10 protein-coding genes are annotated in these 13403 nt (G+C 60.6%); 3 read left to right on the plus strand and 7 right to left on the minus strand.

Going from position 1 to position 13403, the window contains the following annotated elements; all coding sequences use genetic code 11:
- The first annotated feature begins 33 nt into the window (after positions 1-33).
- Positions 34-1122, plus strand: coding sequence for a helix-turn-helix domain-containing protein (locus tag ACR0C6_RS10285; RefSeq protein WP_480619139.1), 1089 nt, complete (start codon positions 34-36; stop codon positions 1120-1122).
- Here ACR0C6_RS10285 and ACR0C6_RS10290 read toward each other — a convergent pair.
- On the minus strand, positions 1095-1985 hold the full coding sequence (locus ACR0C6_RS10290; RefSeq protein ID WP_171229387.1) for a LysR family transcriptional regulator: 891 nt from the start codon (positions 1983-1985) through the stop codon (positions 1095-1097). The two genes, ACR0C6_RS10285 and ACR0C6_RS10290, sit on opposite strands and share 28 nt — an antisense overlap.
- Before the next feature lie 107 nt (positions 1986-2092).
- On the opposite strand from ACR0C6_RS10290, the gene ACR0C6_RS10295 reads away from it, so the two are divergent.
- On the plus strand, positions 2093-3094 hold the full coding sequence (locus tag ACR0C6_RS10295; RefSeq protein ID WP_480619141.1) for a sterol desaturase family protein: 1002 nt from the start codon (positions 2093-2095) through the stop codon (positions 3092-3094).
- Positions 3095-3166: 72 nt separating this feature from the next.
- Here the strand turns inward: ACR0C6_RS10295 and ACR0C6_RS10300 are convergent, their stop codons facing one another.
- Together ACR0C6_RS10300 and ACR0C6_RS10305 are read right to left on the minus strand one after the other, a co-directional pair.
- Entirely contained in the window at positions 3167-4471 is a 1305-nt protein-coding gene (locus tag ACR0C6_RS10300; protein WP_171205842.1) for a UDP-glucose dehydrogenase family protein, read from the minus strand.
- A 373-nt stretch (positions 4472-4844) separates the two neighbouring features.
- Entirely contained in the window at positions 4845-5732 is an 888-nt protein-coding gene (locus ACR0C6_RS10305; protein ID WP_480619143.1) for a LysR substrate-binding domain-containing protein, read from the minus strand.
- Between the two features lie 229 nt (positions 5733-5961).
- Between ACR0C6_RS10305 and ACR0C6_RS10310 the strand changes: the two genes are divergently transcribed.
- Positions 5962-7317, plus strand: coding sequence for an MmgE/PrpD family protein (locus ACR0C6_RS10310; RefSeq protein WP_480619145.1), 1356 nt, complete (start codon positions 5962-5964; stop codon positions 7315-7317).
- A gap of 190 nt (positions 7318-7507) precedes the next feature.
- On the opposite strand, the gene ACR0C6_RS10315 is transcribed toward ACR0C6_RS10310, so the two are convergent.
- Genes ACR0C6_RS10315 through ACR0C6_RS10330 form a run of 4 tightly spaced genes read right to left on the minus strand, consistent with a single transcriptional unit; the run spans position 7508 to position 13066 of the window.
- Positions 7508-8245, minus strand: a complete 738-nt coding sequence (locus ACR0C6_RS10315; RefSeq protein ID WP_171229392.1) for a maleate cis-trans isomerase family protein — start codon at positions 8243-8245, stop codon at positions 7508-7510.
- On the minus strand, positions 8242-9309 hold the full coding sequence (locus tag ACR0C6_RS10320) for a pyridoxal phosphate-dependent aminotransferase (RefSeq protein ID WP_480619147.1): 1068 nt from the start codon (positions 9307-9309) through the stop codon (positions 8242-8244). The genes ACR0C6_RS10315 and ACR0C6_RS10320 overlap by 4 nt, the downstream gene beginning before the upstream one ends.
- The gene (locus ACR0C6_RS10325; RefSeq protein WP_480446935.1) at positions 9306-10970 is read right to left on the minus strand and encodes a hydantoinase B/oxoprolinase family protein; all 1665 of its coding nucleotides are present in this window, start codon (positions 10968-10970) and stop codon (positions 9306-9308) included. The genes ACR0C6_RS10320 and ACR0C6_RS10325 overlap by 4 nt, the downstream gene beginning before the upstream one ends.
- On the minus strand, positions 10970-13066 hold the full coding sequence (locus ACR0C6_RS10330) for a hydantoinase/oxoprolinase family protein (RefSeq protein ID WP_480619149.1): 2097 nt from the start codon (positions 13064-13066) through the stop codon (positions 10970-10972). The genes ACR0C6_RS10325 and ACR0C6_RS10330 overlap by 1 nt, the downstream gene beginning before the upstream one ends.
- Positions 13067-13403: the final 337 nt, after the last annotated feature.

Genomic DNA, 13403 nt, shown 5'->3' on the forward strand with positions numbered 1-13403 from the left:
TACCCCTTGTGAAGCAACGGGAATGCCCGAAGAATGCGGGGTATGACGTCGAAGAAACCCTTGCCCCTTCCTGAAGACGAGGCCGAAGATCTTGGCCCCGCCAGCATCTATGACGGCGATCCGTCCGAAGAGGACGACCTGTGGTTCTTGCCACCGGATGAAGTCGAGGAAGACGAGGGTTTCTTCCTGCCCGGGCCGCGACGCGAACAGCGCCTGCTGTTCGATCCGTGTGATTGGCGGGCTGCGCAGTCCGACCTTTCTGCGGAACTTGCAGATCTGGCCCTGACTTTTGGCGCGCTGGATGAAAGGTTGCGAGCGGGCCCCGAAGGCTGGACGCATCGCTTGGCATTGATGGAGACGTCCGATCTGGGGTGGTGGACCGGAGACCGGATCAGCGTGGATCGATTGGCTTTGTGGACTGGTTTGCGGATCGGCGCGACTCATGATGACGTGCAGGCCCTGTTCCGGGCCGGATGGGCCGTGCGACGCCTGAGTTCGGGCGCGCCGCCTGCTGCCGGCGGTTGGGAACGGGGGCTGACCGCGTTTCTTGACCGACTGGCTCAGGGGGCCGACGCGACCCCGGAATCCATCATTGATCTGGCCGAGGTCATGCAAAATGCCGAAGGGTTGCATCCTGTGACGCAGTCGGCAATTGCGTTTCACGCGTGGCGGGCGTTGTCACAAGGCATCGGACAGGACACGGAAGCAGCCGTCATAGCTGCGCGGCATGCGGCCTCCATGGGGCGCGGCGGTGCGCAGTTCATGCCCTTGGCCTTGTCCGGGCCGCGCGCGCTGCGCGGCTCGGGGGATCCGTCGGAAAAACTGAGCGCATGGATCGGCGGCGCAGGTCAGGCTGCCCTTGCAGCGTTATTGCACCTGGACCGGATCAGCGCGTGGGAGGCGAAAGCCAAAGAGGTCACGCAGGATCTAAGCGGCCGCACCCCACCGCGCCTGATCAATGCATTGACGGCCTGGCCCATGGTATCCGCGCCTTTGGCCGAAGACCTGACCAAGGCTTCCCGCGCCGCGGTACAGCGCAATTTCGACCTGTTCGCGCAGCGGGGTCTGGTTCGCGAGGTCACCGGGCAGGGGCGTTACCGCGTCTGGACGGCGGCGCTGTAATCCATCAGCCAATCGCGAAACATACGCGCTGCCGGGCGCAGCGCCGTGCGGGAGGGATAGACCAGATGATAGGCTTCCTGCCCCGGGCAGGAGAAGTCCGGCAGGCAGGGGACCAAACCGGAAAGCTTCATAATGCGATCTGACGCGGGCGCGCGCGCCAAGGCAATGCCGCATCCTCTGGCGCAGAGCTCGGCCGCCATCACCGAATTGTCGGAAAAAAAATACCGTGCCTGGCCTGCTGGCAGCCGCTGGTGTTCGAACCAATGCGGCCAGCTTGCCCGATGGGTCGAAACTTCGATCAAGGTGAAGTCGAACAAGTCCCTTGCCGTCTCGATCCGGGCAGCAACCTCGGGTGGGGCGATGGGATAGAGATGTTCGCGCATCAACTCGTCACTTTCCGAGCCGAACAGCGCGGGGTTTCCGAACACGATCTGAAGGTCAGTGAACCGATTGGCAAAATCCGACATGACATTGCCGGTCGAAAGCGAAAGGTTGATCTGAGGATGCGCCGCCTGAAAATCGGGAACACCCCCGGCCAGAATGCCATGTGCAAACAGCAGCACCGACTGCACGTAAAGCCTTTGCTCGCGGGTTTCGCCGAACAGACCGGCGGTTGCCGTTTCCAGCATGAGCAAGGATTGCTGTACCGACGGCAGATAGGCGCGCCCGGTCTCGGTCAAAGTGACCGCATGCGCGTGACGGTGAAACAAGGGTGTGCCCAGTCTTGTCTCCAGCGCCTTGACCTGCTGGCTGACGGCGGCAGGCGTCATGTTCAACTGGGTCGCGGCGCGGGCAAAGCTTTCGGTTCGGGCCGCAGCCTCGAATACGCGCAGCCAGTTGAGGGAAGGGACGCGGGTGTTCATTCCGACAGGCTAAGCAGAACTTAGCCTCTCCGGCAAGACAATTAGGTCTGAGCTTTTGATCCCACGCCTTAGGCTTGTGATCAGTGAACAGATGAAATGAGCCTTCTATGTCAGACCCCGCCCTGCCGCCACGAGCCAAGCGCAAGATCTGGAATTACACGCCTCAGCTGCCGATTCAGACCGCGCCCTATTGGGATTGGCCGATGAAACCTCTGGCCGCGTTGAAATACCTGCTGCAAAGCTGGAATCCGCTTGCATTGCGGGCGCTGCTGCTGGTCTTTGCGGTCATCACCTGGACCTATCTGACGCCTTCACTGAGCAGGATCGAGACCTTCGGCTGGGATTGGGTTGCGGAAATCTGGTTCCGCAATTTCTGTATCCTGATGGTGGTTGCAGGCGGCTTGCACCTGGCCCTTTGGAGGTTCCGCACGCAGCAGGACGAATTCCGCTATGACATGCGCCCGATGATGAAGGGCGCCAAGGTGTTCACTTTCAAAAATCAGGTCTGGGACAACATGTTCTGGACCTTGGGCCCGGCGTTGACGTTCTGGACGTTCTGGGAATGTCTGATCTTGTATTCCTATGCCAATGGCTGGATCACGATGATCACGTTAGACGGCAACCCGATCTGGTTCATCGCCATGACCGTCTTTGTGCCGATCTGGGCCGGGTTCCATTTCTACTGGCTGCACAGGCTGCTGCATGTGGGTGTGCTTTATACAAGAGTCCACGCTTGGCATCACCGCAACATCAATACCGGTCCTTGGTCGGGGCTTGCGATGCATCCGGTCGAAAGTTTCTTTCTGATGTTCGATACGATGATCTTCTTCCTGCTGCCGTCTCATCCGATCCACGCCATTTTCCTGCTGTTCCATCACGGCATCGGCGCTCCGACCTCTCATGCCGGGTTCGAGCATGTGAAGTTCGGCAACAAGGCCAAGTTTCAGGTCGGGGATTTCTTTCACCAGCTGCATCATCGGTTTTTTGACTGCAACTACGGCACCTGGGAAACCCCTTGGGATGAATGGTTCAACACGTTCCACGACGGCACCGATGAAGGCAATGACATGGTCAAGGAACGCCGCCGCAAGATCTGGGCCACCGAATAGCCCGGGAAGGCAGATCCCTGCCGGACCCAAGCGGGTCCGGTGGGTGCGTTTGATACAACAGGTGGTGTGGGTTCAGCGTCCAACGCCGACATAGGTTTCAAAGCCGGATTTCAGCGCCTGTGACTTTGAATAGATATTGCGCAGATCCACCATTCGGGCAGAGTTCATGGAACCGGCCAGCTCGGTCAGGTTCAACGCGCGGAACTCGTTCCACTCTGTCAGCAACACGACAACGTCAGCCCCTTGGACCGCTGCATAGGGGTCGTCACACCATTCGACCCCGGGCAATAATGCATCGCCTTCCGCTTTGCCCTGCGGATCGACGACGCGCACTTTGGCCCCTCCGCCGATCAAAGCGGGAATGATGGACAGTGATGGCGCGTCGCGCATGTCGTCCGTGTTGGGTTTGAAAGTGACACCCAGAACCGCCACCGTCTTGCCGTTAAGGCGGTCGTCGCAGGCGTCGCGGATTTTCTCGATCATCCGCTTCTTGACCTCGTCATTCACCCGGATGACGGTTTCCGTGATCTGCATCGGATAGGCATGATCCTGCCCGATCCGCGCCAGCGCGGCGGTATCCTTGGGAAAACAAGAGCCACCATAGCCCGGCCCCGCGTGCAGGAATTTGTTGCCAATTCGTCCGTCCAAACCGATGCCGCGGGAAACTTCCTTGACATCCGCACCGACCTTTTCACACAGGCCTGCGATTTCATTGATGAAGGTGATCTTGGTCGCCAGAAACGCGTTGGCGGCGTATTTGATCATCTCGGCGCTTTCCAGATCGGTGGTCAGGATCGGAAAATCACGCAGATAAAGCGGTCTGTAAATCTCGGCCATCACTTCGGCGGCGCGATCGTTTTCCACACCGACAACGACGCGATCGGGGCGCATGAAGTCGTCGATTGCAGCGCCTTCGCGCAGAAATTCAGGGTTCGAGGCCACGTCGAATTCGGCTGTGGGGTTGGCGGCCGCAACGACTTCCTGAACTTTTCTGTTTGTTCCCACCGGCACGGTCGATTTGGTGACGATGACCGTGTAACCGGTAACCGCTTGGGCGATCTCTTCCGCCGCGGCCATCACATAGGTCAAATCCGCGTGGCCGTCCCCTCGTCGGGTTGGAGTTCCGACCGCGATGAAAACCGCATCGGCGCCATCAACTGCCGTCTTCAGATCGGTTGAAAAACTCAGGCGACCGGCAGCAACGTTTTTTGCCATCAGCACATCCAGGCCCGGTTCATAAATCGGCACTTCTCCGGCCTTGAGCATGTCGATCTTTTGCTCAGCCTTGTCGACGCAAATCACGTCATGACCAAAGTCCGAAAAGCATACACCGGACACTAAGCCAACATAACCGGTGCCGATCATTGCAATACGCATCCAAAAATCCTTTTTACCAATTACCACGGACGGCGTGGGCACAATCAAAGAAACTGACGCCGGTTTCAATGGCCGTCAGCACTTGCGTGATGCATCCCATAGATTCTTGCGGATATTGAGGCAATAGAAGCGCAGATGGTGCAAAGCCCTTCGAAACCATGATCATGTCCGCTTTGTTCAGCGGAACCGAGGATCAGGAAGAACCGGTTGGCGTCGAGACTCGGTTGCAAAGAGGGTGCTGTTGAGGGCTGGAATAGCCCCTGCCTTGGGTATTGATGACGCGCGGAAGTGATTGCGCGTTCTCGCCACCAAAAAGCTGGCTGGCAAGGGAAAATAGGGGCCGCGTGACATGCCCCGGCAAATGACCGGTCGATCAGCTGTCCATTTCAGCGGCGGCTTGCAACAGCCAGTTCTGAAACAGCCGGACCGGTGGTGAAACGGGTTTTTCCTTGAGACGCATGAAATAGGTCCAGGGACTGTTCAGATCAAACCGGAAAGGCTCGATCAGCAGCCCCCGCTCGACATAGGACCGGGCCAGCGACCGGGGCAGGGCGACGCATCCCAGCGACTTGGCGGCCATTTCCATCGCCAGATTCGAGACATTCGTCCGCAACCCGCCCTTCTGGCTCAGATCGGACAACCCGAAATGCCGCGCCGCGTGCTCCCAATAGGAGGGGCGGCCTAGGATGTGGATCAGCGGTGCATTCTGCAATTGCTTGGGGTCGGTCAGCGGCGCGCCATCGACCAGAAAGCCGGGCGCACAGACCAAGGCCAGCTTTTCGACCCACAAACGTTGGGCGTCCGGCGACACATCGTCGACATGATTGATTGTCAGCGAGATGTCCGAAACATTTGGTTCGACATCAGTCCAGACAGTGCCATGAACCGTCAGATCAATATTGGGATGTACAGCGCTGAAACCGCGGATCACATCCGGCAACCAGTTCTCGGCCAGACTGACCGGGCAAGATACCACCACTTTGCGGGTATGCGACCGCACGATGACCGATTGCGTGGCAGCGTTGATTTCCTGGAGGGCATGGCGCACTGACGGCAGATAGGCCTCGCCCACATCTGTCAGGGACAGGGACCGGGGATGGCGCACGAACAGGGGGCGCTGCAAAAACTCTTCCAACGAGCGGACATGATTGCTGACGGCAGATTGGGTGCAGTTCAGCTCTTCGGCAGCAGCGGTGAAGCTCAGGTGCCGTGCCGCCGCTTCGAACGAGCGCAGAAAGGTCAGGTGTGGAAGATTCATCATGGCGGACGTTTCTCAGGCAAGGCACATCGCAAAGAATTAATAAGCCCAGGGCTTGCTGTCTTGCCCATGAGCGACTCACACGTATGGTTCTGCCTCGAAATGTGATCTGGTCCTAGTCACAAATAATCCGGGGCCATTGCCCCATCATTGTTTTCGTGCCGCTATGCGCAAACTCACATAGGCTTTTTATTGTAACCGGAACCCGAAAGAAAAACCTCGACTGGACACCGTGACAGATACCTTTCAGACCGTTGCAGATTTTGCGCTGAATCGTGCCGCGCAGGATTTTCCTGACACCGGACGCAAGGCAGCGGCTTTGATGCTGCTGGATACGCTGGGGATCACCATAGGATCGGGGCCGATGCAGGCCGGACGGATTGCGCGCGAGAGCGCGGCAGCGCTGTTTGGCGCGGGCGATCCGGGGCTGAGCGCGCGCATGCTTTTCGACGGTCGTCGCGTCAGCGTCGCGGGCGCGGCCTATGCAGCAGCCACACAGACCGACAATCTGGACGGACATGATGGATACAATCCGACCAAAGGCCACATCGGGGTTGTCGTCGTTCCCGCACTGGCGGCACTGGCTGAAACCGTTCAGGATTTTTCAGGCCCCGAAGCGCTGGCGGCGGTGATCGTTGGATACGAGGTCGCGGGACGCGCGGGCATTTCTTTGCATGACACCGTCAGCGATTATCACACATCCGGAGCTTGGAACGCGCTTGGTGTGGTGGCCGTGGCGGCGCGCTTGCGCGGTTTGACGGCCGAACAGATGCGGCAGGCCATGGGGATTGCCGAATATCACGGCCCGCGCAGCCAGATGATGCGCGAGATCGCCAATCCCACCATGCTGCATGACGGTTCGGGCTGGGGTGCGTTGGTTGGCATTTCTTCAGCGGTATTGGCCGAGAAAGGCTTTACCGGGGCGCCGGCCATCACCATCGAAGCGGCAGACGTTGCCCCCCATTGGCAGGATCTGGGCGATTTCTGGCAAATGGAGCATCAATATGTCAAACCCTACCCGATCTGCCGCTGGGCCCACGCGGCAATTGATGCCACCCGTGCGCTCATGCGTGAAAACGACCTGACTCATCGGGATATTGCCGCGGTTCATGTAAACACGTTTCGGGAAAGCGCCTGCCTTTTCCAGGGCATGCCGGATGATACGTCCAAGGCGCAGTATTCGCTGCCATTTGCCGTCGCGACAATGGTTGCGCATGGCCGGATCGGGGTCGAGAACATCACCGGTGCGGGCCTGGCCGACCCGCTGGTCGCCTCGATCGTCGAGCGTATCTCGGTTGCAGAGGCCGCACGCCATTCCGACCGTTTCCCCGAAAGCCGGTTCGCCGATGTCAGCATCACCCTGACCGACGGGCGGATACTCGAGTCGGGCGACGTACATGCACGCGGCGGACCCGAGGCGCCAATGGATGAGGCAGAAGTGATCGACAAATTCATGGAATTTGCGACACCATCGCTGGGTGCATCCCGTGCTGCCGCCATTCGTGACGCGGTTCTGGGGCTGGGCGCGCAGGGCGCGAAATTCTCGGACCTTGGCGCGTTGATCTACGCCCCCGCCGACCAGACGTAAAACCTGCCGAAGCTGCCGTATCAACGCATTTCGGCCAGCACATCGACACCCTTGGTCCTGATGGCGGCGCGGCGACGGTCTTGTCGCCCGCTGCTCAGGTTGAATCGGAGCTGGGAACAAGTCTGGGTGATCCAAGACCCGTTCGAGGTGAGCTTGCTTTTTTACACTGTCGCCCTGCGCCCTGATCCGGTCAGAGCAGGTCGAACAATCGCCCCGGCAGCGCGTCGTGACGCGGCAGGTTCAGCGCCCGCATAAGGCAGAACATCATCGCCTGATTTGAGGTAACCACCGGCTTGCCCAGCGTGGCTTCAATCCGGTCGACCGCCTCGACCGAACGCATGTCGGTGCAGCTGAGAATTATGGCCTGTGCCTGCGGGTGATCGGCCTGACAGGCCAGTTCATAGACCTCGTCCGGGGTCAGCTCTCCCTGACCGTAATTGCCCAGCTTTCGGCCCACATCGGCGCATCGAACGGTCTCGATTCCGTTCTGGGCCATGAAATCCATCGCCTGAGCGTTTATTTCGCCCAGATAGGGCGAGGAAAAGCCGACCTTTGTGGCCCCCAGTGCCTTGATTGCGGCGATCAATGATCCGGCCGCGGTCAGCGACAGCGCACCGGATTCCGATTTGATCTGTTGCGCCAGCTCAGCGTCGAAAGACGGCCCATGGGTCAGTGTGGCCGAGGTGCAGCCGTACAGCACCACATCGGGCCGCACCCCCGAGATCATCCGCAGATCGTGGCTGATATCCGAAGCGCCCAAACCTGCCATTTGATCCGAGCCGGGAATTTCATCCACGTCATAGCCGCCCATGCGCTGGAAATGGATGGTAGTGTTTGGCGGTCGCAGCATCTCCATATCCGGTTCCAGATTGGTGTTGGTGAAGGGCACCAGAACACCGATCTTGGCTGCTGTGCGGGTCTCGGTCATGTCAGCGCTCCTTTCAAGACGTCGCGGGCCTTGTCCATCACCTCGGGCGCACAGATCGTGGCGCGCAAACAGTCCGACAAACCATAGCCGCCCATGCCGCGCATCATCAGGCGCTCAGCCCGCAGGGCCGTGTCGGCGCGCTGTGCCTGCGCGGTCGAGGCAAAGCGGATCAGCACGAAATTGGTGTGGCTTTCCGGCACGCTCAGGCCCAGTTCGCGGCATTCCTGCGCAAACCGGTCCCGAATTTCGGCTGTCCGTGCGACCACGTTGCGCATATGGGCCTGATCGCGCATCGCCGCCGCAGCCGCTGCCTGCGAGGCAATCGAGATATTGTTGGGATTCAAAAGCTTGCGGACCTCACCCGAGGTTTCGCTTGGGAAACAGCCCCAGCCGGCCCGTGCCCCCGCCAGCCCGTAGGCCTTGGAACATGTACGCGTGATCACGGTGTCGCCCCGATCCACCAGCGCAAAGATCTGCGCAGGATCGTTCGTGGCATCGGCAAATTCCGCATAGGCCTGGTCCACCACCAGCAGTGTATCGCCAGGCAGATCCGATCGCAGGCGGACAATTTCGTCATTCGGGATCAGCGTGCCGGTGGGGTTGCCCGGATTGCAGACGAACACGATGCGGGTGGCAGGTGTGACAGCGGCCAGAAGCGCGTCCACCGATACGGTCAAATCGACCTCGGGCGCTGCCACATATTCGGCCTGTGCCTGTGCTGTGGCCGAGGCGACAAAGGCATAGCCATATTGTGCGCCCAACACCTGATCGCCCGGCCCGGCAAAGGCGCGGATCAGACAGCCAATCAGTTCCATCGAGCCCGCCCCACATAAAATGCGCGCCGGGTCGAGCCCGTGCACCTCGGCAATGGCCGAGCGCATTTCGGCCCATTCCGGATCGGGATAAAGGGCCAGATCCGCCAGCGCTGCCTGCCCGGCCGCAACGGCGGCGGGGCTTGCGGGAAAGGCGCTTTCGTTTTGCGCCAGTGAAATCGTGCCTGCGCCGTTCGGATCAGCCAGCGCATAAGCGTCCATGGCGCCAACGTAAGGAACCGGCCGGATCATGCGTCACCCCCGTAAATCCTGGCGCCTTGCGCAGTAACCAACCCGCGTTTGATGTCCAGTGCCAGCGCATCCGGGTCGCGTTCGGCAGGGTCGCCAAAGCCGCCGCCGCCCGGTGTATCGAAGATCAGGTAATCACCTTGCTCCACCCGCAATTCTCCTTTGCCCGGAATATCGTTTGCACCGTCCCTGAAACGGATGCGACCGGGCGCGCCGGGTCTGCCGCCCATACGGCCAAGCGCCGGGTATTTCAGCCGTTCGACCGACAGGAACACGATAAAGGGCGCCCCGTTGGACGAGGTCATCTCGATCCGTTGCCCCAGCCCGCCGCGATACTTGCCCGCGCCGCCGGAATCCGGGCGCAGTTCGCGCCGCCAGATCGTCACGGGTGCGACACTTTCGGTGATCTCGACCTGACTGCCGAACACGCCCGACGGATAGGCCGTGGCCGACAGACCATCGGCATGAGGTCGCGCGCCGGTTCCGCCATTGTGCACGGGTTCCACCGCGAATTCGCGACCGCCATCACGGGCCACTTCGGGCGCGTGGCGCATGGGCAGGTCGAACATGCAACTTGCACCTTCGGCCGGGACCGCATCGGGCAGGGCCTGATGCAGGCAGCCCAGAACCAGATCGGGCGTGACCTGACCCAGGGTATGCCGCATCGCAACCGGCACCGGGCGCTGCGCGTTCAGGATGCAGCCCTTTGGCCCGTCAACGGTAAACGGCTCCAGCGATCCCGCATTGTTGGGAATGTCCGCGCCGACAATGCAGCGCAAGGCAAATACCGTATAGGCGGTGGCATAGTTCAGCGGCACGTTGATGCCCTTGCGCGAACAGCCCGAGGTGCCCGAGAAATCCACATGCATGCCGTCCTTTCTTACGGTCAGGGTCGCGTGCAACTCCAGCTCATTCTCATAGCCGTCCATCTTCAGAACATTCTTGTAGACACCTTCGGGCACGTCGGCGATGGCCTCCAGCGTGCCGCGGCGCGACGTGTCGATGATGTACGAGCCGAGCGTCCCTAGATCGTCGAGGCCAAATTCCTCCATCATCGACAGCAGCCTTGCAACCCCGGCTTCGCAACAGGCGATCAGTGCATAGATGTCGCCATCATTGGCGACGGGTTCGCGGCTGTTGGCGCGGATGATGTCCAGCAGCAAAGCGTTGGGAGTGCCCTCTTCCACCAGCTTGCAGGGCGGGATCAGCAGGCCCTCGTCATAGATGTCGGAACCTTCGGGGCCCATACCCAACCCACCCAGATCAACAAGATGCGAGGTGCAGGAGGTAAAGCCCACCACCTTGCCATCCTTGAATGCGGGCATCATCAGCAGAAAATCGTTCAGGTGCCCCGAGGCAAGCCATGGGTCGTTCGTCATGTAGATGTCGCCCGGCTTCATGGTCTGAACCGGGAAAGCCCGGTGCAGGTGCTGCACCGCTTCGGCCATGGTGTTGATGTGCCCCGGCGTGCCGGTCACGGCCTGCGCCAGCATCCGGCCATCGGCGTCAAATATCCCGGCAGAGATGTCGCCGCATTCGCGTACGATCGGGCTGAAGGCGGCGCGGATCAGGGTTTGGCCCTGTTCTTCGACCACGGCCAGCAGACGATTCCACATCACCTGCAATCGGGCGGGCGAAAGATCGTGTGAAAGATCGGACGACATCATGCGCCTCCTTTCCGGTCCTGTACAAGGACGAGGTTTCCCATGGCATCCACATGCGCCGAGAAGTCGGCGGACACGAGCGTGGTTGTCTGCGGCTCGGTGATCAATGCGGGGCCGTGAAGGTGGTCGCCGGGCTTCAGATCCGCTCGGGCAACGAAGGCCGCTGGTTTCGATACACCGTCCACGTCGCAGGTGATCGGACGGGTTTCCGGCGCCGAGATCGTCTTCAACCGGGGCGTTTCAGGAACCGCCGGCACGCCGCTGTCACAGGTCGCGACCCGCACCGCCCAATTGAGAATCTCGATCTGCATTCCCGGCACCGGGCGCGAGAATTGCTTGCGGTATTCCTTTTCGAAAGCAGCGGTCAGCGGCACGATATCTTCGGCGGTCAGGGGGCGGTCGGGAAGGGTGATCTCGATCTCGTGCCCTTGTCCGTGGTAGCGCATGAAAGCAGTGCGCAGCGTCTGGGTCGGGACATCGCCGGCCCCTTGGAAGACGACCTCTCTGGCCTCGGAAATCATGGCCTCGAACAGCGTGTTGATCCCGTTCAGGTCCATGCTGCCCAGCAACGAATAACGCGAGCGGACGATTTCGAAAGACACCGGAGCGAACAGGAAACCGACAGCCGATCCGACACCGGGATCGGGCGGGATCAAGATGCGGCTGACCCCGGCGGATCGCGCGACCCGGCTGGCGTGCAATGGCCCGTTGCCCCCAAACGCTATCATTGTTCGTGGGCCGAGGTCCTTGCCGGATTCCACCGCATGCATCCGACCCGCGCTGGCCATGCTTTCGTCGACGATACGGCTGACGCCATCGGCGGCGCCTACGGCATCCAGATCCAGCTTTGACCCGATCACCCGGCTCAGCGCCCGTTTCGAAGCTTCGGGATCAAGCTGAATATGCCCCTCGGCAAACGTGTCGGGTACGATATATCCCAGTGCAATATCGCTGTCCGTCACCGTGGGTTCGGTTCCACCGCGCATGAAGGCGACGGGGCCGGGCTCGGATCCCGCTGATTTTGGCCCCACGGTCAGCCGTCCCAACCGGTCAACCCCGGCAATCGAACCGCCTCCGGCGCCGATCTCGATCATTTCGATGACCGGTATACGTACCGGCATTCCGGACCCTTTGATAAACCGTGCGGCGCGGGCAATCTCGAACTGGCGCGAGGTCTGGGGACGGGCGTTGTCGATCAGGCACAGTTTGGCGGTGGTGCCGCCGACGTCAAAGGACAGTACCTGACCCAGACCGGCGCGGGCGGCAACGCGGGCGGCCAGAATGGCACCACCCGCAGGTCCGGATTCCACCAGCCGGATCGGAAACCGCGCGGCGGTTCGCATGGTGCACATTCCACCACCCGCTGTCATCATCAGGATCGGACAGGTGACGCCCTGAGCCTCGAATTGCCGGACAAACCGGGCCAGATACGTTGCCATCAGAGGCTGGATATAGGCGTTGGCGACTGTCGTGCACAGCCGGTCGAATTCGCGCGCTTCGGGGCTGACGTCCGACGAAATCGAGACGGTCAGATCGGGTCGCCTGTCCGCCAGCATATCGCGCAGCCTGCGCTCGTGCTCGGGGTTAGCATATGCGTGCATCAGGCAGATGGCGATGGCTTCTGCTCCGCTGGCGTCGATGTCCTTCAACAGCGCGTCGATGGCTGTGTCTTCCAACGGTATCAATACCTTGCCATCCGCCGAAACGCGCTCGCGGACCGTCAGCGCGCGCTCACGCGGCACCAGCAGATCAGGTTTTTCCAGATTGATGTCATATTGCGAATAGCGCCGCTCGTAGGCGATTTCCAGAATGTCCCTGAACCCTTCGGTTGTCACGGTTGCCACGACCGCGCCGCGTTTTTCGATCAGCGCGTTGGTGGCCAGCGTGGTGCCGTGAATGAAACCGGTGACTTCGCTCAGACGGTGCCCTGTCTGCTGCATTACGCGCGCTGCGCCTTGCATGGCTCCGTCGGCGGGGTTGTGATGTGTAGTCAGGGTTTTGGTCGAGGCAAGTATCGTCTCTTCGCCAGAGACAAGAACCGTATCCGTGAACGTGCCGCCAATATCGATGGCCAGGCGCAGCGCTTGAGTTGTCATGAGGTTATCCGAAAAATCCGTAGTCACAGCGTGATGCGTAAGGGCCAGAGGCCCTGAGATCAGGCTGGGATCACAAGGTCACAGCCGGTGGCGCGGCGGTCCATGGGATTTGGAAAACAATTGTTCATAAGCAGGTATTCTTGTTCACACCAGCATGCTGCAACAAGCCGGAAAGCGACAAAAATGCCTGCAAACGACAAAATTCGTCACGCCTGGCCGATTGCGGGGCTTGCGGGTGAGGGTCTTGACCCCGCGCACGTCACCTGTGGTCGTCTGTTTTGTGTGACCCAGCCGATGCGGCGCCTGTGTTCGTGATGGAAGATGCTCAGGCGACGCA

The organism is Ruegeria sp. AL12 (assembly GCF_056540885.1).